The organism is Paraburkholderia sp., assembly GCF_047605525.1.
Taxonomy (GTDB): Bacteria; Pseudomonadota; Gammaproteobacteria; order Burkholderiales; family Burkholderiaceae; genus Paraburkholderia.
In genome coordinates this window covers 173,703-194,814 of the sequence record NZ_JASGFN010000005.1, presented here as the reverse complement: position 1 = coordinate 194,814, position 21,112 = coordinate 173,703, and the positions used below count along the sequence as shown (strand labels likewise).

Sequence of the window (21,112 nt, the reverse complement as noted above, 5' to 3'; positions counted from 1 at the left end):
TCCTCAGGTTACGGCGCCGCGCGCGGCGAATTCTCGAGCCCGCCAGGTCTCCTGCGTGAGCACGTCGCGCAGCATTTCGACGGCGTCCCACACATCGACGAAGCGCGTGTAAAGCGGCGTGAAGCCGAAGCGCAGCACATGAGGCTCACGATAGTCGCCGATCACGCCGCGCGCGATCAGTGCCTGCATCACCTCGTAGCCGTGCGGATGTTCGAAGCTCGCGTGCGAGCCGCGCCGCGCGTGTTCGCGCGGTGTCACGAGCTTGAGCGGAAACTCGCCGCAACGCGTTTCGACCAGTTCGATGAACAGATCGGTCAGCGCGAGCGACTTCGCGCGGATGGCCTGCATGTCGGTTTGCAGGAACACGTCGAGTCCGCACTCGACGAGCGCCATCGACACGATCGGCTGCGTGCCGCACAGGTAGCGGGCGATGCCCGCGTCCGGCTGATACGACGGGTTCATGTCGAACGGCGCGCGATGACCCCACCAGCCCGACAGTGGCTGCGCGAATTCGCCCTGATGGCGCTTCGGCACCCATACGAAGGCGGGCGAACCAGGGCCGCCGTTCAGATACTTGTACGTGCAGCCGACCGCGTAGTCCGCGCCGACGCCGTTCAGATCGACCGGCACCGCGCCCGCCGAGTGCGCGAGATCCCACAGCGCGAGCGCGCCCTTGTCGTGGATCAGCTTCGTCAGCGCGGCCATGTCGTGCATGTAGCCGGTGCGGTAGTTCACGTGCGTGATCATCGCGATCGCGGTGTCGTCGCCGATCGCGGCGGGCAGTTCGGAAGGATCGTCGACGAGACGCAATTCGTAGCCGCGGTCGAGCTGTTCGATCAACCCCTGCGCGATATACAGATCGCTCGGAAAATTCGAGCGCTCGGAGACGATCACGCGGCGCTTCGGATCGCGCGCATTCGCGAGCCGCACCGCGGCCGATAGCAGCTTGAACAGATTGATCGAAATCGTGTCGGTGATCACGACTTCGTCCTCGGCCGCGCCGATCAGCGGCGCGAGCTTGTTGCCGAGGCGGCGCGGCAGCGCGAACCAGCCGGCGCTGTTCCAGCTACGGATCAGGCCCTCGCCCCATTCGGCGCCGATCACGGTCTGCGCGCGCTGCGCGGCGGCGGCCGGCGGCACGCCGAGTGAGTTGCCGTCGAGATAGATGATGTTCGGCGACAGCGCGAACTGGCCGCGCAGCGCGGCGAGCGGGTCGGCGTTGTCGAGCGCCAGAGCTTCGTCACGATGATTCATGGTAGGTCAGTAGGTCCTTGGGTCCGATCGGTATGGTTGGTGTGGCCGGGGGTCGTTCCGGGATGTCGATGCGTTGCCGATGCGTGTTGCCGATCAATGCGCGGACGACGGCGCGGCCGGCAGCGCGCGCAGCACCGCGCGCACCGGGCTCGCATCGAGCGTGGTCAGCTTCAGCGGCAGCGCGATCAGCTCGTAGTCGCCGGGCTCGACCGCGTCGAGCACGATGCCTTCGAGAATCGCCATGCGGTGCGCGCGGATCCGGTGATGCGCGTCCATCGTCTTCGATTCCTGCGGATCGAGCGACGGCGTGTCGATGCCGAGCAGCCTTACGCCGTGCGCGGCGAGCAGATCGACGGTCTCCGGCGCGACCGCGCAGAACCCGCTGTCCCACTCGCGTGTCGGCGCGTTTCTGTAAGTGCGCAGTAAGACTCGCGGCGGCAGATCGTCGAGCGAGCCGGCGAGGTGTTGTGGCGTCACAACAGGCGACGCGCCGATGCAATGAATCACCCGGCATAAACCGAGATACGTATCGAGCGGCACGTTGCCGATCGCGGCGCCATCGGCGTCGTAATGGAGCGGTGCGTCGGTGTGCGCGCCGGTGTGCGGCGAGAGCGTCAGCCGCGCGACGTTGACCGGCGAGCCCGCTTCCATGCGCCATACGCGCTCGATGCCGACCGGTGTATCGCCCGGCCAGACGGGTGTGGCGGTGTCGACGGCGGGGGTGATGTCCCAAAGGGTTCGCATGGCGGCTTCGGCAGAAAGTGTCTATAGGAAGATGATAGTTGCCGGGCCACGAAATGTGATTGCGAAAAAATCTCCTTCTTCGCGGTGTCTTGGAACATAATTTGAGTCAAACGGGAAAGGGAGACCGAATATGAGCGCGATCTCACTCGACGCCACCGATTGCCGTATCTTGACGGTACTTCAGCAGGAAGGACGAATCAGCAATCTCGACCTCGCGGAGCGCATCTCGCTGTCGCCATCGGCCTGTCTGCGACGCCTGCGTCTGCTCGAGGAGCAGGGCGTCATCGAACACTACAGGGCGTGTCTGAATCGCGAGGTATTGGGGTTCGAGCTCGAAGCATTCGTGCAGGTGTCGATGCGCAACGATCAGGAGAACTGGCACGAGCACTTTGCCGCGGCGTTGCGCGACTGGCCCGAAGTGGTCGGCGCATTCGTCGTGACCGGCGAGACCCATTACCTGCTGCGGGTCCTCGCGCACAACCTCAAACACTATTCGGATTTCGTGCTCAACCGCCTGTACAAGGCGCCGGGCGTAATGGACATCCGCTCGAACATCGTGCTCGAGACGCTGAAGGAAGATTCGGGCGTGCCGGTTTCGCTCGTGAAAAAGAACGGGCACGGCGCCGCGCATAGCGAACGGTGAGGGCGGGTGGCAGGGGCCGGGCTCCGTCGAGGGCCGCGTCCCGCGGACGCGGCGCCACGCTCAAAGCGGCTTGAGGCCGTGGAACCGACCGCTCTGGAACACCAGCGGCGTGATCTCCCCGGTGTTTTCATGCACGCCGCAGCGCTCCACTTCGCCGACGAAAATCACGTGGTCGCCTTCCTCGTAGCGGCTGCGGTTATGGCACTCGAACCACGCGATCGCGCCGTCGAGCACCGGCATGCCGGTATCGCCCGCCGCGTGCGACACGCCTTCGAAGCGGTCGCCCTTGACGGTCGCGAAGCGCTTGCACAGATCCAACTGCGACGCGGCCAGCACGTTGACCACGTAGTGACTATTGGCGCGGAACACCGGCATCGATGCCGAGCGCGTCGCGAGACTCCACAGCACGAGCGGCGGATCGAGCGATACCGAGTTGAACGAACTGGCCGTGATGCCGATCAGTTGGCCGGACGCCGCGCGCGTCGTGATGACGGTGACGCCGGTCGCGAACTGGCTGAGCGCCTGCCTGAAGGCGTTCTGATCGAAGTTGGGTGGGCTCGCGCGTTTCATCGGGACAGGGTCGCGGGCGCGCGCTGGGTGGAAGCCGGGTGCGGGCGCGGCCACGCGCGGCGGGTAGCGGATGATTCGACAGTCATGGTGGAAATCGTGGATTTCCACCGATTTTAACTGCAATCGATGCACATGCCGCAGCGCAGTGCCGGCTGGAGCGTCAAGCCGTCACGAAGCCGCTCATGCCACGCTTCGAGACGCGCTTGAAAACGTGTTCACAGGTCGAGCACGAGCCGGCCGCCGTTTTTCGCGCCGGATACGCAGATCATCATGCTCCGGGCCGCCGCTTTTTCCGCTTCGCTGAGCACGCAATCGCGATGCTCGGGCTCGCCGTCGAGCACGGTCGTCTCGCAGGCGCCGCAGATGCCTTCGCGGCAACTGTAGTCGCAGTTCACGCCGGCTGCGAGCAGGGTGTCGAGCAGGCGTTCACCGTCCGGCACTTTGATCGTGCGATCGCTGCGCTTCAGGTAGACGACGTAACCGCTCGTCGGCGCGCGCGTGACGGCCGGGTCGGCCGCGAAACGCTCGACGTGCACGTTCGCGATGCCGCTCGCCGCGCAGGCCGCCTCGAACGCGGCGAGCATCGGCAGCGGACCGCAGCAGTACGCGTGCACGTGCTTCGGCTGCGCGGCGAGGTACGACGCGAGATCGAACGGCTGGCCGCCGTGTTCGTCGTCGAACCATAGCGCGACGTCGCCGCCGAGCGCGGCGAATTCGTCGAGAAACGCGGCCTGTTTGCGCGAGCGCGCGCAATAGACGACGCGCGCGGCTTTGCGTTGCGCGCGCAATTGTCGGTACATGCAGAGGATCGGCGTCACGCCGATGCCGCCCGCGATCAGCACGCTTTCATCCGCGTGTTGCGCCAGTTCGAAGTTGTTGCGCGGCGCGCTGATCGGCAGCACCGTCGCGCAGCGCAGGCTTTCGTGCACGAAGCGCGAGCCGCCGCGGCTCTTCGGATCGAACAGCACACCCAGCACGTAGCGGTCGGGCTCGCCGGTCGAATTGAGCAGCGAGTAGCTGCGCGTGACACCGTTCGGCAGATGCAGATCCACGTGCGAGCCCGCGGTGAAGGCGGGGAAATGCGCGCCGTCGGCGGGCACGAGCTCGACGCTCAGCACGCCGTCGGCTTCGTCGCGCAGCATGCGCACGCGGGCTTGCAGCAGAGGGGAGTGCGTCATGACGGTTTAGCGGCTGGCCGACGGGCGGTTGCGCTCGCCGGCGGCCGGCTCGCTGTGCGGCGCCTTCGCGCTCCCGACGTCCGCTTGCGCGTCGGGCGCGGCCGTTGCGCCGTGCACGACGAAAAACTTCGCGCGCTGCGTCTTTTGCCCGATCGCCTTTTCGTAGTCGAGGCGTACCTGTTCCGGCTGTCCCGCCTGCCCGATGAAATCGCGCAGATACGGTCCCAGCAGCGGATGCCGGTCGAGCTCCGCGCGCGGCAGGCCGTCGAGCATTTCGGCGCGGCACGCGGACGGCAGCGGCACGTTGCGGTTGGCCGCCGGGTCGCGGATCAGGCCTTTCGGTTCGGCACCGGCGGCGACCGCGTCGAGCTCGTCGAAGAAGCGCTTGCGCAGCATCACGATGCCGCGATCGCTCGCGCCGAGCGTTTCCTTCGTGCGATCGGTGATACGTCCCTGGCCGACCCATGCGGCGAAATCCTGATTCGCGACGTGACTCGTGATCCACGCGCCGTTCTCGTCGTACAGCGGGCCGTACCAGGACGGAATACGCTCCTGCACGTACGGCTCCTGCTCGCGCGGCACGCGGCTGAACACCCACAGCACGCTCAGCGTGTTCTCGTCGTCGATCGGCACGCGCCATTCGAAGTGATGTCCGAGATAGAACGCATTCGGCCACAGCGTGACGCGGCCGATCGTCCACATCGGATTCTGCTCGGTCTCGGCCGCGCGCAGCCGCTTGTAGACGAAGCCGTAGTCGAACTCCTCGTATTGCGTTTTCAGATGCGTGGGCACGTAGGCCGCGTGGCGATCATGCAGACGCGCGGTCCAGTTGTTGTGCGTCCATTCGAAGTGAATCGGGTCGATCGAATTTTCCTGGCACTGGAACCAGTTGCACGGCAGTTCGGCAAAAACTGCCTGCGCGAAGCCGTTTTCGAAGTTGAAGAGTTCCCAGTCGGGCAGCTCCGGCGCCGGCGCGGGGCCCATATACGCCCACAGCATGCCGGCCTTCTCGCGCACTTCGTAGGCCTTGACCGCGGTCTTCCTGCGCAGGCGCGCGTCGGTGTCGACGATTTCCTCGTACGGCTGATGCAGGCACTGGCCGCTCGCGCCGAATTCCCAGCCGTGATACGCGCAGCGCAGACCGTCCTGCTCGACGAAGCCGAACGCGAGATCGGCGTTGCGGTGCGGGCAGCGGCGCTGGATCAGGCCGTATTGGCCGGACAGGCTCCTGAACAGCACGAGGTCTTCGCCGAACAGGCGAATCGGCCGCACTGCCTTGTCGTCGAATTCGCTGGCGCCGGCCACCGGGTGCCAGTAGCGGCGTAGATATTCGCCCATCGGCGTGCCGGGGCCCACCTGGGTCAGCAACTGATTCTTTTCCGCGCTTAGCAAGTCCGTTCTCCTCGTGGCATGGATGCGGCGCCGGTCTCCGTCTGGTCCGGTGTGTGCATTCCGTTGCTGGAATTTTTGGCCGAACGTCGGGGCCGCACAACTTCCGCGGGCACCAGAAAAGTTGCCGATCGTCCCGCATTGCGACGGGAGCGCCTGAGATTTCGCGCGTACCGCATGCCTGTTCGTCCGTCGCGCGCTGGCGTTCCCCCCTATACTCGGAAGTCTGTACGGCGCGAACTGGCAGGAATGCCGGGAGAGGCCGCGAGAGGGCGGCGAAGCGGTAATTGAGAGTGGCAAAGCCGCGCGTCCGGAACCTTTTCAGACGCGTTTCCGGCCATATATTCAGACACGGTGGCGGACACGGCGGCGGTGTGAAAACCGGCGGCCGATCATTTTTTGTATCTGATTCTGGGGTGAACCATATGAACGAGACGGCAACGCTCGGTGGCGGATGTTTCTGGTGTCTCGAAGCGGTGTATCTGGGCGTCGAAGGCGTCACCGCGGTGGAGTCGGGCTACGCGGGCGGTCATACGCGCAATCCGACCTACGAGCAGGTGTGCGACGGCGAGACCGGTCATGCGGAAGTGGTCAAGGTCGACTTCGATACGGCGAAGATCAGCTATCGCGAGATTCTCGACATCTTCTTCGCGATCCACGATCCGACCCAGTTGAACCGGCAGGGCAACGATGTCGGCACGCAATACCGCTCGGCGATCTTCACGCATTCCGATGCGCAGCGCGAGACCGCGTTGCAGGCGATCCGCGAGATCGCGGAGCAGCGGATCTACGACGGCAGGATCGTGACCGAGGTGCTGCCGCTCGACGGCAATTACTGGCCCGCCGAGGCGTATCACCAGAACTACTTCGCGCAGCATCCGAATCAGGGCTACTGTTCGTTCGTGGTTGCACCGAAGGTCGCGAAATTCCGGCAGAAGTTCGCGCACCGGATCAAGGCGGGGTAACGGAAGCGGGCTGAGCGAGGCGCGCGCAGGCCTCGGCAATCTCCCGCGCGAGCTTCACGCAGCTCAGCGGCGCCGATCCCTCCGCCTTGTTGTTGACCGCGATTACGACCGGCTGGCCGGCCAGCGCGTAGCGCGCGGCCAGTTCGGCGAGCGACGCGCGCGTCGCCGGGTCTTCGTCGACGAGCCGGTTGAACGGCGCGTACTTCGCCTTCGCCTGCTCGTACCTGAAGCCGCCATGCAGGCTCCAGCGCACGATCAGCGGGCCGGCCGGCTCGCCGTCGAGCAACGCGAGCGCCGCGGCTTGACGCAGCGGATCCGGCATCCGCGCATGAATCCCGACGCAGTACCGCACCCCCGCCGCTTTCAGCATACGGATGAAGCGCGGCGTGAGCAGACTCGCGTCGCGAATCTCGACCGCGTAGCAACTGCCGTCGGGCAGCGCCGGCAGCGCGGCGAAAAATTCACCGAGACGTTCGATGAAAACCGCCGGCTGCGCGAGCATCTGGTCCGGCAGCGGTGAGAACTGGAACACGAGCGCGCCGGCTTTCGCGCCGAGTCCTTCGACGCACGGCGTGACGAAGTCGTCGATCGCCATTTGCGCGTTCAGGAAACACGGGTTCAGCGATACCGGCTCGCCGCGCTCAGCGCGCACGGTCGCGTCGGTGATCGTCATCGGCGCCTTGACGATGAAGCGGAAGTGCTCGGGCACCTGCTGCGCGTAGCGCAGGTATTCGGTGACCGTGAGCGCCTGGTAGAACGAGCGGTCGATGCTGACCGTCTTCAGCAGCGGATGCGCGCCGTATGCGGTGAGGCCTTCGCGCGACAGTTTGCTGTTGCTGTAGTCGTCGCCGTAGACGATGCCGTTCCAGCCCGGAAACGACCACGTCGACGTGCCGAGGTGAACCTGCGGCGGCAGTTGGGCCGCGAGCGCGAGCAGTTCGGGCGACGGCGGCGCGGCCAGCACGTCGCGGCTACGGCGTTTTTTCGGCGTGTCGGGGATGTCGGGGGCGGACGACGCGGCGTCGGCGGCCGCTTCCGCTACCGCCTCCACCGGCACGCCGAACAGATCGAACTGCCCGGCGTGGCTCGCCGGGTTATCCGCGTTGCCGGCGCCGCCGTTCACCGGCTCTTCAACGTCACTCGTCCCGCTCTGGTCCATCGATGTACGGCCTGCTGTTCAGAATTGCGCCGCGGCGTCCGCTGCTGCACGCCGCCGCGGCGCAAACACGTCACAGCGGTTTTTCGTACATGTAGCGGCGCGACCACGGCAGGGTTTTCGCGCTGCGGCCGGCTTTGCGGCACACCACCTGGAAGATCGATACGTCGTCGTTTTCGAATGCATACGCGCAGCCGGCGAGATACACGCGCCAGATGCGGAATTTTTCGTCGTCGACGAGCTTGCGCGCTTCGTCCGCATGGGCTTCGAAATTTTCCGCCCAGATGTCGAGCGTGTGCGCATAGTGACGGCGCAGGCTTTCGACGTCAACCGGTTCGAGGCCGCCGCGCTGCATCGATTCGAGCGCGAGGCTGATGTGCGGCAGCTCGCCGTCCGGGAACACGTAGCGGTCGATGAACTCGCCGCCGCCGAGCGCGGTTTCGCCGCTGTCGGCGTCGCTCGACGTGATGCCGTGGTTCATCGCGATGCCGTCGTCGGCGAGCAGCTCGTGCATCTTCTGGAAGTAGCCGGGCAGGTTCTTGCGGCCGACATGCTCGAACATGCCGACGCTCGTGATGCGATCGAACTGTCCCTCCACGTCGCGATAATCCTGCAGGCGAATCTCGATCTGGTTTTCGAGGCCCGCCGCTTTCACGCGCGCGGTGGCGAGATCGAACTGATTCTGCGACAGCGTGACGCCCACGCATTGCGCGCCGAACTTCTGCGCCGCGCGCAGCACGAGCGCGCCCCAGCCGCAGCCGATATCGAGCAGACGCTGGCCGGGCTGCACCTGGATCTTGGTGAGAATGTGATCGATCTTCTTGATCTGCGCGGTCGCGAGATCTTCGGTGCCGGTCTCGAAGTACGCGCACGAGTAGACCATGTTCTCGTCGAGCCACAGCTTGTAGAACTCGTTCGAGACGTCGTAGTGATACTGGATCGCTTTCTTGTCCGACGCCTTCGAGTGATTGAAGTAGCGCCGCACGCGCGCGAGCTTGCTCGCGCTGGTCACGGTGCTGCGCGCGAGCTCGTAACCGATATTGATGATATCCGACAGCTTGCCTTCGATGTCGATCTTGCCCTTCACGTAGGCCTCGCCGAGATTGTCGAGGCTCGGTTCGAGCAGATAGGGCAGCGCGGTTGCGCTCTTTACGTGCAGCGTGACCTGCGGCGCGGCGAACTGCCCGAAGTCATGTTGCTGACCGTCCCAGAGCACGAGGCGTGCAGGGAGGTTAGCGTTGGTCTTCACATCTTCAACCCACTGCGCCAGCTTTTTCTCCCAGAACATGTGATCTCTCCGTGTTCGTTGATTTAAAGCAAAGCTTCTGTGGATCGCGACAGCGCGCGGCGCATTCCGCGGGCCGCGCAACGCAATCCGGCCGGTCCGCGTCTGCTTGTGCGGCGCGCGCCGGCATCATCGTTCGGATCAGGGCGACAGTCGGGCGATCTGCCAGTTGCCGCCTGCGTCCGCGCGTGTAAAGAGCAGACGGTCGTGCAGACGGGACGGGCGCCCCTGCCAGAATTCGATCGCGTCGGGCACGAGACGATAGCCACCCCAGTGCGGCGGACGCGGAGGATTGTCGCCGTATTGCAGGCTGATTTCGCGTTCGCGTACCTCGAGCTGCGAACGGCTTTCAATTACCTGACTCTGATTCGACGCCCACGCGCCGATGCGTGAACCGAGCGGACGCGACGCGAAATACGCATCGCTTTCTTCCGCATTGGTTTTGACGACGCGCCCCTCGATGCGCACCTGGCGCTCGAGTTCGATCCAGTGAAACAACAGGCTCGCGTGGGGATTCGCGTCCAGCTCGCGGCCCTTGCGGCTCTCGTAATTGGTGAAGAACACGAAGCCGCGCTCGTCGACTCCCTTGATCAGCACGATGCGCGCCGAGGGCCGGCCGCGCGAGTCGACCGTGGCCAACGTCATCGCATTCGGCTCGGGAAGCTTGGCGTCGATCGCCTGCCGGAACCACGTGTCGAATTGACGGAACGGATCGTGGTCGACGTCGGCAACGTCCAGAAAGCCCAGCGAATAATTTTTTCGAAGCTCGGCGAGTGAGATCATGTTGTTATGCGAACGCTACAGTCAGGCAAGTATAGCTAAGCAGCCAGTTTTTTGCGCGCGGGCAGACCGCCGTGTCGCGCGGCGAACATTGCGCCAGCGCAAGCATGCAACGTTGCGTCGCTGCCCGTGACCTTGCGCGGCTGGCGCGCGACCGGCGCGGCCGCTGTGGCTGTTGCGTCGGCCATGCGGTTCCGGGTGCTCAGGTAGGGCGTTCAGGCAGAATACAGGCTGCGCGCGGGTGTGTTCACGGCTGTGTTCATCAGCGCGCCACCGTTTTTCCCGCCGCTTTTCCGTTCCGTCTGCGTTTTCGAGCCCTGCCATCATGTCCAGCACCACCGCGCAATCCGATCTTACTACCAGCGTCGACACGAATGAAACCGCCGACCGCGCGCGGCGCTTCGGCGGCATCGCGCGCCTGTACGGCGCCGGCGCGCTCGCCGCGTTCGAGGGCGCGCACGTCGCGGTGATCGGTATCGGCGGGGTGGGATCGTGGGTCGCGGAGGCGCTGGCGCGCAGCGCGCTCGGCACGCTGACGCTGATCGATCTCGACAACGTCGCCGAAAGCAACACGAACCGGCAGATCCACGCGCTCGACGGCAACTACGGCAAACCGAAGGTCGAGGCGATGGCCGAGCGCATCGCGGCAATCAATCCGTATTGCGACGTGCGCCTGATCGAAGACTTCGTCGAGCCGGACAATTTCGGCGCCACGCTCGGCGGCGGCTTCGATTATGTGATCGACGCGATCGACAGCGTGCGCACGAAGACCGCGCTGATCGCGTGGTGCGTCGAGCGCGGGCAGCCGCTGATTACCGTGGGCGGCGCGGGTGGTCAGCTCGACCCGACGCGCATCCGCATCGACGATCTCGCGCTGACGATCCAGGATCCGCTGCTGTCGAAGGTGCGCGGGCAGTTGCGCAAACAGCATGGCTTTCCGCGCGGGCCGAAAGCGAAGTTCAAGGTGAGCGCGGTGTATTCGGACGAGCCGCTGATCTATCCGGAAGCCGCCGTGTGCGATATCGATGACGAGGCCGAACACGTGAGCACGTCGCCGGGGCACACCGGGCCGGTCGGTTTGAATTGCGCGGGATTTGGGTCGAGCGTGTGCGTGACCGCGAGCTTCGGTTTCGCGGCGGCTGCGCATGTGCTGCGCGAGCTGGCGAAACGGGCGGTGGGTTGAGGCAGGGGGGGGCGAGCGTGGCCGCCTGATGCGTTGAAGGAGCAGGTTGGCGGCGGCCGGCGGCTGGCTGCCTGACAGATGGCTGACGACGGCGGGTTCAGGCGCGCGGGACATCGTCTTTCATCGTCTTTACTCCGCGCTACACCCGCGCTAGACCTATACCCGCCGCCGGGCGGAACAACCAGAAAGATCAATACAGCGACGCGCTCAGCTTACGCCGCCACTGCGCCACGAGCTCCGGCTGATGCGCGGCCAGATCGAACACCGACAACATCGTCTTGCGGCCGATATCGTCGCGGAACGAGCGGTCGCGCTGCACGATCGCCAGCAGATGCTCGAGCGCGCCCGCGTACTTGCGGCGCGCGATCAGCGCACTCGCCAGATCGAAGCGCGCTTCGAGATCGTCGGGGTTGCCGGCGACGCGTGCTTCGAGCGCATCGGTGGGCGGCAGGTCCGCGGCGGCATCCACCGCGTCGAGCCGCGTCTTGATCGCGTTAAAGCGTGCGTCGATGCCTTGCGTCGTTTTCGGCGACAACAGATCGACTTCGTTGCGCGCTTCGTCGATACGGTTGTCCTCGAGCAGCATTTCGATGCGGTCCATGCGCGCGTCGTCGAAACCGGGGTCGTACGCGAGCGCCGCCTGCAGCAGATCGTATGCGTCGTCGCGGCGGCCCTCGGCGAGCGCGGTCTGCGCTTCGATGCGCGCGGCCGGCGCGCCCTGCGGCACGAGCCGTTCGATGAACTGGCGCAGCTCCCCTTCCGGCAGCACGCCGACGAACTGATCGACCGGCTGGCCATCCGCGAATGCCATGACATGCGGAATGCTGCGCACCTGGAAGTGCGCGGCCAGCTCGTGATTCTCGTCCACGTTGACCTTCACGAGCTTCCATTTGCCGGCGGCTTCGGCTTCGAGCTTTTCCAGCATCGGGCCGAGACTCTTGCACGGGCCGCACCACGGCGCCCAGAAATCGACCAGCACGGGGGCGAGCGTCGACGCCGCGAGAACGTCCTGTTCGAAAGTGGCCAGAGTAGTGTCCATTGCGTCCTCGTCGATAAAAACAGTTTGTTATCAGTTGGGGCCGAACCGCGTGAATTCAATGCGGGGCAGCCTGGCCGCGCGCGCTTTACGGTGCTCGCCGTGCGGCCCTCGCTGTCGTTTTTTACGCTGCCGGTTCGCGCCACCCGTTCACGTCTGCCGTCCGTCCGCGTTCACTTGTGCTGCGGCAGCGGAATCCATTCGGTTTCGCCGGGCACGTGGCCCATTTCCTGATTCGTCCATGCGAGCTTCGCGGCCTCGATCTTCTCGCGCGAGCTGGCGACGAAATTCCATTCGATAAAGCGCTCGCCGTCGAGCTTCTCGCCACCGAGCAGCATCGCGCGTGCCCCGTGCGTGCTCGCGAGCGTGACCGTCTCGTCGAGCGCGAGCACCGCCATCTGGCCGGTTTCGAGCGGCACGCCGTCGATCTCGAGATCGCCTTCCACCAGATACACGCCGCGTTCCTCGTGTTCCGGTTCGAGCGCGAATGCGCTGCCCGGCGTGAAATCGGCGGCCACGTACAGCGTGCCGGAGAAGGTGCTGACCGGCGAGGCCGCGCCGAATGCCGTGCCCGCGATCACGCGCAGCGCCACGCCGTTGCGCTCGACGACGGGCAGCGTCGCGGCCGCGTGATGCGCGAACGACGGCTCGGCGTCTTCATCGTCGAGCGGCAGCGCGACCCAGGTCTGGATGCCGTGAATCGTCTGGCCGCGCGCGCGATCCTCGGCCGGCGTGCGCTCCGAGTGGACGATGCCGCGCCCGGCCGTCATCCAGTTGACGTCGCCGGGGACGATCTTCTGCTCGGAGCCGAGGCTGTCGCGATGCATGATCGCGCCGTCGAACAGATAGGTGACGGTCGCGAGGCCGATGTGCGGATGCGGGCGCACGTCGAGGCCGCTGCCGGGTGCGAGGGTCGCGGGACCCATGTGGTCGAAGAAGATGAACGGGCCGATCAGGCGCGCCGCCAGCGCCGGCAGCACACGCCGCACGGTCAGATTGCCGATGTCGCGTAAATGCGGTTTGAGGACGGCTTTGATCGAGGAAGTCATGGGCGGGCTCGACGGAAAAGTGGAAGGAGAGGATGTTCAATGGACGATTCTACTGCGCGTCGCGCGCGGCCGACGGGATGGGGGCGAGGGCGCGGCGAGCACACGTAAGGGCGGGTTCGACGAGCGCGCGCAGCCAGCGGAACCCGCGGCCGGCCCGCATCCGACCTGCCCGCGCTTGCGACCGACCACGCCGCGCCGCGGGCTCCGCTACACTGCCGGATTAAACATCACATTGGAGTGACCGGGATGTCGCCCAGGGATCTGCTGCTCGCGCTGGTTGTGGTGATCGCGTGGGGTGTCAATTTCGTCGTGATCAAGGTGGGCCTGCATGGCGTGCCGCCGATGCTGCTCGGCGCGCTGCGCTTCACGCTCGCCGCGGTGCCGGCGGTGTTTTTCGTCAAGCGGCCACAGATGCCGTGGCGGTGGCTGTTCGCGTACGGCGCGACGATCTCGTTCGGGCAGTTCGCGTTCCTGTTCTCGGCGATGTACGTCGGCATGCCGGCGGGGCTCGCATCGCTGGTCCTGCAGGCGCAGGCGTTTTTCACGCTGATCTTCGCGGCGCTGTTCCTGCATGAGCGCTTCCGTTTGCCGAACGTCGCGGGTCTGCTGATCGCGGCGACCGGGCTCGCCGTAATCGGACTGCAAGGCGGTCACACGATGTCGCTCGCCGGCTTCGTGCTCACGCTGTGCGCGGCGTGCATGTGGGCGCTCGGCAATATCGTCACGAAGAAGGTCGGCAAGGTCGATCTGGTCGGGCTCGTCGTGTGGGGCAGCCTGATTCCGCCGCTGCCGTTTTTCGCCGCGTCGTTCGTGTTCGAGGGGCCGCGCGAGATCGCCGCCGCGCTGACCGGCATCAGCGCGCTGTCGATTTTCGCGATCGTCTATCTCGCCTTTATCGCGACGCTGGTCGGCTATGGCTTGTGGAGCCGGTTGCTGTCGCGCTACCCGGCGAGCCAGGTCGCGCCGTTTTCGCTGCTGGTGCCGATCGTCGGGCTCGCGTCGGCGTCGCTGCTGCTCGACGAACAACTGTCGGCGATCCAGGTTGCCGGCGCGCTGCTCGTGATGGCGGGGCTCGCGGTGAACGTGTTCGGCGGCTGGGTCGCGCAGCGCCTGATGCTGGCGCGGTGAATGCCGGCCGCGCGACGACGTATTTCGAGCATGAATAAAAAAACGGCCGCGAGGCCGTTTTTTTATTGCACCGTGAGTCGCATCACGTTCGCATCACGTCATGCGATTCTTCGCGAGCGGCGGGTTTGCCGCGAAATAACGCTTGATGCCGGTCATGATCGCGCCGGCCATCCTGTCGCGATACGCGTCGTCGTTCAGGCGCCGCTCCTCGTCCGGGTTGCTGATGAACGCGGTCTCGACGAGGATCGACGGAATGTCGGGCGCCTTCAGCACCGCGAAGCCGGCCTGCTCGACCGAGCCCTTGTGCAGCTTGTTGATGTCGCCGATTTCCTTCAGCACGAAGTTGCCGTAGCGCATCGAGTCGCGAATCTGCGCGGTGGTCGACATATCGAACAGCGCGCGGTTGACGGCCGCGTCGGCGGACTTGATGTTGATGCCGCCGATCTGGTCCGACGAGTTTTCCTTGTTCGCCATCCAGCGCGCGGCCGCGCTCGACGCGCCGTGCTCGGATAGCGCGAACACCGACGAGCCCTTCGCCTCGGGCGTCGTGAACGCGTCCGCGTGGATCGACACGAACAGGTCCGCGCCGACGCGGCGGGCCTTCTGCACGCGCACGTTTAGCGGCACGAAGAAGTCGGCGTCGCGCGTCATCATCGCGCGCATGTTCGGCTGCGCGTCGATCTTCGCGCGCAGCTTCTTCGCGATGTCGAGCGCGATGTGCTTCTCGTACGTGCCCGCGCCACCGATGGCGCCGGGGTCCTCGCCGCCGTGACCCGGATCGATCGCGACGGTCAGCAGGCGCACGGTATTGCTGCGGCTCGACTTCGGCGTGCTGAACGCGTAGGTGTCGTCGTTGCCGCCGAGGTCGTCGCCGCCCGGGCTGCGCGTGGTGTTGCCTTTATTGCGAGCGATTGCGGTGGGCGGCGCGGACGGCGCCGCGGGAGTCGCCTGCTTGCCCGCGATGAGCGGCGGTACACCCGGCGGCGCGCCATGCGCGGGCGGATGCGGCACGCCGGGCGCCGCGCCGCTGCCGGCGTTGTCGCCGCCGTTTTGCGCATAACGCTCGAAGAACGCGTCGCTGTTGTCGGCGGGCGGCGTCGTGCCGGGGCCGGCGAGCGTCGCCGGCGGCGCGCTGTTTTCCTCGTTCAGCGCCTCCTGCTTGCGCTCGCTCTGCGCGAGCAGCTCCATCAGCGGATCGGGCGCGACGGCCGGGTACAGGTCGAACACGAGCCGGTACCTGTACGTGCCGACCGGCGACAGCGCAAACACCTGCGGCTTCACCGATCCTTTCAGGTCGAACACCATGCGCACCACGTGCGGCTGATATTGCCCGACCCGCACCGACGAGATCTGCGGATCGTTCGGCGTGATTTTCGAGACGAGATCCTTGAGCGCCTGGTCGAGATCGAGGCCGTTCAGATCGACGACGAGCCGGTCCGGTCCCTGCAGCAACTGCTGCGTGTTCTGCAGCGGCTGGTCGGACTCGATCGTCACGCGCGTGTAGTCGCGCGCGGGCCACACGCGCACGCCGAGCACCGAGCTTGCCAACGCGAGCCGCGGCGCGACGAGGCCGAGCACGAGCGTCGACGCGCCCGCGCGGAGAATCTGTCGGCGCCGCCAGTTATGCGTGGCGCCCGCCGCCGATTCGATCGAGTGGAACGGTTTGATCAACATCTTTCGAGGCATGCCTTTCCTGATTCGCTATAAGCCCGTGCGACGAGTCTGCGTGCGTCCGCGTCGCCGTCGAGCCCGAGCGAGAAAACGAGATCCGGCACGCCGAGCAGCGTGCCCGCGCGTTGCGGCCATTCGACGAGGCAGACCGCGCCGCTGTCGAAATATTCGCGAAAGCCCGCGTCGGCCCATTCGGCCGGATCGGTGAATCTGTACAGATCGAAGTGATAGAGCGCGAGTTCCCCAGCGGGCCGCTCAAGCACATAAGGTTCGACGAGCGTGTAGGTGGGACTGCGCACGCGGCCGGTGTGGCCGAGGCCGCGCAAGGTCGCGCGCACGAGCGTGGTTTTGCCGGCCCCGAGGTCGCCGATGAGTTGCACCTGCAGGCCGTGAAATGCGTCCCCGCTTGCCGGGCCGGCTGCTGCTGCCTGCGTCTGCGCCTGTTCCGACATTGCGCGCACGCCTTCGATCGCCCGCGCGAAGCGCTCGCCGAACGCATGCGTGGCGGCTTCGTCCGCGAGCGCGAAGGTGCGTTCGAGCAGGACGGGAGCGGAGGGCAGGTGCGCGTGATCGACAGGCATTCTCGTAAAATGGCGTGATGAACCGAAGTCCGACGTCCCCTGTTTCCTGCACGCCAGCATCGACTGATGCCGCGCCTCGTTTCGACGAAGCGGCGTTGCATGCGCTCGCGCTCGACATCAAGACGTGGGGCCGCGAACTCGGTTTCGGGGCGATCGGCATCAGCGATACCGATCTCCGTGCCGCTGAAGCGCCGCTCGCAGCATGGCTCGAAGCGGGTTGCCACGGCGAGATGGATTATATGGCCAAACACGGGATGAAACGCGCGCGGCCGGCCGAGCTTGTGGCCGGCACGCGACGCGTGATCACCGCGCGCATCGCCTATTTGCCCGCGCGGACGCTGGCTGGCCACGTGTCTGAGCGTACGCCGGAAAGCGCGCCTGAAAGCGCGCCGCAAGACACGCGGCAAGACATACCGCACACACGCGACTGGCGCGCGGCCGAGCATGCGCGGCTTGCCGACCCGGCAACGGCGGTGGTGTCGATCTATGCGCGCGGCCGCGACTATCACAAGGTGATGCGTAATCGGCTGCAACATCTGGCTGACAGAATCGAAGCGGCGATCGGGCCGTTCGGCTATCGCGTGTTTACCGATTCGGCGCCCGTGCTCGAAGTCGAGCTCGCGCAGAAGGCGGGCATCGGCTGGCGCGGCAAGCACACGCTGCTGTTGCAGCGCGATGCCGGCTCGCTGTTTTTCCTCGGCGAAATCTATGTCGACATTGCGCTGCCGACCGACGCCGAAACCTCGCCCGAGGCCGCGCCCGAAACGCCGGGCTCGCATTGCGGCAGTTGCGCGCGCTGTCTGGGCGCCTGTCCGACCGGCGCGATCGTCGCGCCTTACAAGGTCGATGCGCGCCGCTGCATCTCGTATCTGACGATCGAATTGAAGGGCAGTATTCCCCTGGACATGCGTCCGCTGATCGGCAATCGTGTTTACGGCTGCGACGATTGTCAACTCGTATGCCCGTGGAACAAGTTCGCGCAGGCCGCGCCGGTCGACGATTTCGACGTGCGGCACGGGCTCGATCGCGCGTCGCTCGTCGAGCTGTTCGCGTGGAGCGCGGACGAGTTCGACACGCGCATGCAGGGCAGCGCGATTCGCCGCATCGGTTACGAGAGCTGGCTGCGCAATCTCGCGGTCGGCATGGGTAACGCGCTGCGCGCCGCGCCCGCGAGTCTCGCGGTCGACGCGCGCGCGGCGATCGTGCAGGCGTTGAGGCAGCGCGCCGGCGACCCGTCGGCCGTCGTGCGCGAGCATGTGGAGTGGGCGCTGGAAGCGGCGTAAAGTAGCGGCAATTCGCGGCGGCCGGGGTTGCCGTCGTGGCGTGCCCGCACCGCCGTGCAGGGACGCTACCCGGCGAACGTGCAAGGCAAATCCGCGGCGTTTTCGAGCCGCGTGACCGAGGAGCAGGCAATCATGTTCAACGCAGTGATCGATGCGCCGTTCGGCAAGGTCGGCATTCGTCTCGAAGGCGAGGCCGTGCGCGAGATCGTTTATCTGCCCGAGTCGACGCGCAACGTCGAGCCCGATACGCCGCTCGCGCGGCAGGCGGCCGAGCAGATCGAGCGTTATTTCGAGCGCGCGTCGACGAAGTTCGAACTGCCGCTCGCCGACGTCGGCACCCCTTTTCAGCGGCGCGTGTGGCAGGCGATCAGCGACATTCCGCCGGGTGTCGTGCTCACTTACGGGCAGATCGCGAAGCAACTGGGTAGCGTGCCGCGCGCGGTCGGACAGGCGTGCGGTTCGAACTTCTTTCCGATCGTGATTCCGTGCCATCGCGTGGTGAGTTCGAGCGGCATCGGCGGCTTCGCGCATCATGGCGGCGAGGGCTTCTTTCGCAACGTGAAGCGCTGGCTGCTCGCGCATGAGGGTGTGCCGTACGCATGAGCATGACCGCTATCACCGATAACTCTGATCGGGCCGATGACGCAGCCATTGCAGCCGCTGCATCGCCGCTGCTGTTGACCAGCTCGGCGTCGATCGACGCATTCTGCGACGCGCTATGGCTCGAACACGGCCTGTCGCGCAACACGCTCGACGCGTATCGCCGCGACCTGCGGCTCTTCTGCGAATGGCTCGCGCACACGCGCAACGCGTCACTCGATACCGCGAGCGAGGCGGATCTCACTGCCTACAGCGCGGCGCGGCAAAAGGACAAGGCGACCTCGGCGAACCGGCGGCTGTCGGTGTTTCGCCGCTACTACGCGTGGGCGGTGCGCGAGCATCGCGCGGCAGCCGATCCGACGCTGCGCATCCGCTCGGCGAAGCAGGCGCCGCGGTTTCCGTCGACACTCAGCGAGGCGCAGGTCGAAGCGCTGCTCGGCGCGCCCGACATCGACACGCCGCTGGGCCTGCGCGATCGCACGATGCTCGAGCTGATGTATGCGAGCGGTCTGCGCGTCACTGAACTGGTCACGCTGAAGACCGTCGAGGTCGGGCTCAACGAGGGCGTGGTGCGCGTCACCGGCAAGGGCTCGAAGGAGCGGCTGATTCCGTTCGGCGAAGAGGCGCACGCGTGGATCGGGCGCTATCTGCGCGACGCGCGCCCGGCGCTGCTCGGCGCGCGCGGGGCCGACGCGCTGTTCGTGACGGCGCGCGCGGAAGGCATGACGCGCCAGCAGTTCTGGAACATCATCAAGCGGCACGCGGCGGCGGCCGGCGTGCACGCGCCGTTGTCGCCGCATACGCTGCGGCACGCGTTCGCGACGCATCTGCTCAATCACGGCGCGGACCTGCGCGTCGTGCAACTGCTGCTCGGCCATACCGATATTTCGACCACGCAGATTTATACGCACGTCGCGCGCGAGCGGTTGAAGTCGCTGCACGCGCAGCATCATCCGCGCGGATGAGGGGGGACGCAGGCGTGACGCGCTCGCCGCGGCTCAGACCAGTTCGCGCAACCGGTGCTTGAGAATCTTCCCGGTCGACGCAGCCGGCAGCGCTTCGAGCACCTTCAATTCGGCCGGCCGCTTGTACGGCGCGAGCCGTTCGCCGCACCACGCGATCAACTCGGCGGCCGTCACCGTCGCGCCCGAGATCAGCTCGACGAACGCGACCACTTCCTCGTTACCCTCGACCGCGCGCCCGATCACCGCCGACTGCACGACCTGCGGATGCGCGTTCAGCACATGCTCGACCTCGGCCGGGTACACGTTGAAGCCCGAGCGGATGATCAGCTCCTTGCTGCGCCCGACGATATGCAGCGCGCCGTCCGGGTCCTGTCGCGCGAGGTCGCCGGTCTTGAGCCAGCCGTCCTCGGTCACGGCCGCGCGTGTCTGCCCGGGACTGCGGTAGTAGCCGAGCATCACGTTCGGCCCGCGCACCCACAGCTCACCGATCTCGCCAGGCGCCGCTTCGACGCCGTCGAGCCCGACGAATTTCACCTCGACACCCGGAATGATCTCGCCGACCGAACAATCGGCGCGCGGCGCGTCGAGCATCGTGTGCGCCACGGTCGGGCTGCTTTCGGTCATCCCGTAACCGTTATGCAGCGGCAGACCATAGACCGCTTCGGCTTGGGCCTTCAGCGCGGCGTCGAGCGGCGAGCCGCCCGAGTAGGCGAAGCGCAGTCGCGGCGCGGACCATGGATGGCCGTGCGTGCGCAGATGTTCGAGCAGCTTCGCGTGCATTGCCGGCACGCCCTGAAAGATCGACACGCGCTCGTCGGCGAGCGCGCGCCGCACCGCCTCCGGCACGAAGCGCGGCGCGAGCCGCAGCGTCGCGCCCGCGTGCAGACTGCCGAGGCACACCGACGCGAAGCCGTACACGTGCGAGATCGGCAGCACCGCATACACGACGTCGTCGGGCCCGACCTTGCGCAGACTGCTCGACACCGCCGCGATGTAGAGCAGGTTGCGATGCGACAGCATTACGCCCTTCGGCGCGCCGGTCGTGCCCGTCGTATAGATCAGCGCCGCGCATTGACGGTCGTTCGCGGCTTCGACCGGCTTGGCCTGGACCGCATCGTCTAGCGCGTACGACCACGCGCCGATATCCGGCGTGAGCGTCGGCGCGCTCGACGCCTGATGCCGCTGCGCATGCTGGCGCGCGTCGGACGAACTTTCCACCGCGTACGCGACGACGCGCGGCTGCGCATGCGCGCGGATCGAATCGAGTTCGGCCGCGGACAGGCGCGCGTTCGATACCACCGCCCACGCATCGAGCTTCGCGGTTGCGAACAGCAGCACGATCTGCGCGATGCTGTTCTCCGCGACGATCATCACGCGATCGCCGCCGCGCACGCCCCATTCGCGCAGCAGCGCGGCGGCGGTATCGACGGCCTGCGGCAGTTGCGCGTTGGTGAGGCGGCGCGCGTCTTCGATCAGCGCGACGTGCTCTGGATCGCGCGCGGCGGCGAGCGCCGGAATTTCGCTGATGCGCGCGGGCAGGGCGGCCAGCAGCGCGGGGATGTCAATCGTGGAACGGACGGGTGAGGCTGAATTCAACGCTGTCTCCTGAAACGATTCGCCACCGGCGCATGGCATGCCAGCGCATTTCCGAA

Annotated in this window: 20 protein-coding genes; 7 read left to right on the top strand and 13 right to left on the bottom strand. The window is 66.3% G+C overall.

The window, feature by feature from the left end; all coding sequences use genetic code 11:
- Positions 1-3: 3 nt before the first annotated feature.
- Positions 4-1,254, bottom strand: coding sequence for a kynureninase (gene kynU / locus QM685_RS09505; protein ID WP_415115071.1), 1,251 nt, complete (start codon positions 1,252-1,254; stop codon positions 4-6).
- 93 nt (positions 1,255-1,347) lie between these two features.
- Positions 1,348-1,998, bottom strand: a complete 651-nt coding sequence (gene kynB / locus QM685_RS09500) for an arylformamidase (RefSeq protein ID WP_415115069.1) — start codon at positions 1,996-1,998, stop codon at positions 1,348-1,350.
- Positions 1,999-2,128: 130 nt separating this feature from the next.
- Here kynB and QM685_RS09495 point away from each other — a divergent pair, with 130 nt between their 5' ends.
- Positions 2,129-2,641 carry an Lrp/AsnC family transcriptional regulator gene (locus tag QM685_RS09495; protein WP_415115067.1) on the top strand — a complete coding sequence of 171 codons (513 nt, stop codon included), beginning with the start codon at positions 2,129-2,131 and terminating at the stop codon, positions 2,639-2,641.
- A gap of 60 nt (positions 2,642-2,701) precedes the next feature.
- Here QM685_RS09495 and QM685_RS09490 read toward each other — a convergent pair whose 3' ends face one another.
- From QM685_RS09490 to QM685_RS09480, 3 genes are all read right to left on the bottom strand, one after another.
- A complete protein-coding gene (locus QM685_RS09490) occupies positions 2,702-3,211 on the bottom strand; it encodes a flavin reductase family protein (protein ID WP_415115065.1) in 510 nt (169 codons plus the stop codon).
- A gap of 215 nt (positions 3,212-3,426) precedes the next feature.
- Positions 3,427-4,389, bottom strand: a complete 963-nt coding sequence (locus QM685_RS09485) for a PDR/VanB family oxidoreductase (protein WP_415115063.1) — start codon at positions 4,387-4,389, stop codon at positions 3,427-3,429.
- A 6-nt stretch (positions 4,390-4,395) separates the two neighbouring features.
- The gene (locus tag QM685_RS09480; protein WP_415115061.1) at positions 4,396-5,781 is read right to left on the bottom strand and encodes a Rieske 2Fe-2S domain-containing protein; all 1,386 of its coding nucleotides are present in this window, start codon (positions 5,779-5,781) and stop codon (positions 4,396-4,398) included.
- A 422-nt stretch (positions 5,782-6,203) separates the two neighbouring features.
- Here QM685_RS09480 and msrA point away from each other — a divergent pair, with 422 nt between their 5' ends.
- Positions 6,204-6,743 carry a peptide-methionine (S)-S-oxide reductase MsrA gene (gene msrA / locus QM685_RS09475; protein ID WP_415115059.1) on the top strand — a complete coding sequence of 180 codons (540 nt, stop codon included), beginning with the start codon at positions 6,204-6,206 and terminating at the stop codon, positions 6,741-6,743.
- Here the strand turns inward: msrA and QM685_RS09470 are convergent.
- The 3 genes from QM685_RS09470 to pdxH form a co-directional block, all read right to left on the bottom strand.
- Complete coding sequence (locus QM685_RS09470; protein WP_415115057.1) at positions 6,730-7,902, bottom strand: DUF72 domain-containing protein; 1,173 nt, start codon at positions 7,900-7,902, stop codon at positions 6,730-6,732. The two genes, msrA and QM685_RS09470, sit on opposite strands and share 14 nt — an antisense overlap.
- Positions 7,903-7,972: 70 nt before the next feature.
- Complete coding sequence (locus QM685_RS09465) at positions 7,973-9,187, bottom strand: class I SAM-dependent methyltransferase (RefSeq protein ID WP_415115055.1); 1,215 nt, start codon at positions 9,185-9,187, stop codon at positions 7,973-7,975.
- 138 nt (positions 9,188-9,325) lie between these two features.
- Complete coding sequence (pdxH, locus tag QM685_RS09460; RefSeq protein WP_415115053.1) at positions 9,326-9,967, bottom strand: pyridoxamine 5'-phosphate oxidase; 642 nt, start codon at positions 9,965-9,967, stop codon at positions 9,326-9,328.
- Between the two features lie 322 nt (positions 9,968-10,289).
- Here pdxH and tcdA point away from each other — a divergent pair, with 322 nt between their 5' ends.
- A complete protein-coding gene (gene tcdA, locus QM685_RS09455) occupies positions 10,290-11,147 on the top strand; it encodes a tRNA cyclic N6-threonylcarbamoyladenosine(37) synthase TcdA (RefSeq protein ID WP_415115051.1) in 858 nt (285 codons plus the stop codon).
- A 190-nt stretch (positions 11,148-11,337) separates the two neighbouring features.
- Here tcdA and trxA read toward each other — a convergent pair whose 3' ends face one another.
- Both trxA and QM685_RS09445 read right to left on the bottom strand, forming a co-directional pair.
- On the bottom strand, positions 11,338-12,186 hold the full coding sequence (gene trxA / locus QM685_RS09450; protein ID WP_415115049.1) for a thioredoxin: 849 nt from the start codon (positions 12,184-12,186) through the stop codon (positions 11,338-11,340).
- A gap of 170 nt (positions 12,187-12,356) precedes the next feature.
- Positions 12,357-13,232 (bottom strand): pirin family protein, encoded by an 876-nt coding sequence (locus QM685_RS09445; protein WP_415115047.1) that lies wholly within the window; start codon positions 13,230-13,232, stop codon positions 12,357-12,359.
- A 246-nt stretch (positions 13,233-13,478) separates the two neighbouring features.
- Here QM685_RS09445 and QM685_RS09440 point away from each other — a divergent pair, with 246 nt between their 5' ends.
- Complete coding sequence (locus QM685_RS09440; protein WP_415115045.1) at positions 13,479-14,360, top strand: EamA family transporter; 882 nt, start codon at positions 13,479-13,481, stop codon at positions 14,358-14,360.
- Positions 14,361-14,453: 93 nt separating this feature from the next.
- On the opposite strand, the gene QM685_RS09435 is transcribed toward QM685_RS09440, so the two are convergent.
- The gene (locus QM685_RS09435; protein WP_415115043.1) at positions 14,454-16,046 is read right to left on the bottom strand and encodes an N-acetylmuramoyl-L-alanine amidase; all 1,593 of its coding nucleotides are present in this window, start codon (positions 16,044-16,046) and stop codon (positions 14,454-14,456) included.
- Positions 16,028-16,612, bottom strand: a complete 585-nt coding sequence (tsaE, locus tag QM685_RS09430) for a tRNA (adenosine(37)-N6)-threonylcarbamoyltransferase complex ATPase subunit type 1 TsaE (protein WP_415115041.1) — start codon at positions 16,610-16,612, stop codon at positions 16,028-16,030. The genes QM685_RS09435 and tsaE overlap by 19 nt, the downstream gene beginning before the upstream one ends.
- A gap of 17 nt (positions 16,613-16,629) precedes the next feature.
- On the opposite strand from tsaE, the gene queG reads away from it, so the two are divergent.
- The 3 genes from queG to xerD all read left to right on the top strand — a co-directional run bounded on the left by queG (position 16,630) and on the right by xerD (position 19,460).
- A complete protein-coding gene (gene queG / locus QM685_RS09425; RefSeq protein WP_415115039.1) occupies positions 16,630-17,895 on the top strand; it encodes a tRNA epoxyqueuosine(34) reductase QueG in 1,266 nt (421 codons plus the stop codon).
- Positions 17,896-18,027: 132 nt separating this feature from the next.
- Positions 18,028-18,498, top strand: coding sequence for a methylated-DNA--[protein]-cysteine S-methyltransferase (locus QM685_RS09420; protein WP_415115397.1), 471 nt, complete (start codon positions 18,028-18,030; stop codon positions 18,496-18,498).
- Positions 18,499-18,500: 2 nt separating this feature from the next.
- Positions 18,501-19,460 carry a site-specific tyrosine recombinase XerD gene (xerD, locus tag QM685_RS09415; protein ID WP_415115395.1) on the top strand — a complete coding sequence of 320 codons (960 nt, stop codon included), beginning with the start codon at positions 18,501-18,503 and terminating at the stop codon, positions 19,458-19,460.
- A gap of 33 nt (positions 19,461-19,493) precedes the next feature.
- Here the strand turns inward: xerD and QM685_RS09410 are convergent, their stop codons facing one another.
- Positions 19,494-21,095: a class I adenylate-forming enzyme family protein gene (locus QM685_RS09410; RefSeq protein ID WP_415115037.1), complete on the bottom strand. Its 1,602-nt coding sequence runs from the start codon at positions 21,093-21,095 to the stop codon at positions 19,494-19,496.
- Between the last annotated feature and the right edge of the window lie 17 nt (positions 21,096-21,112).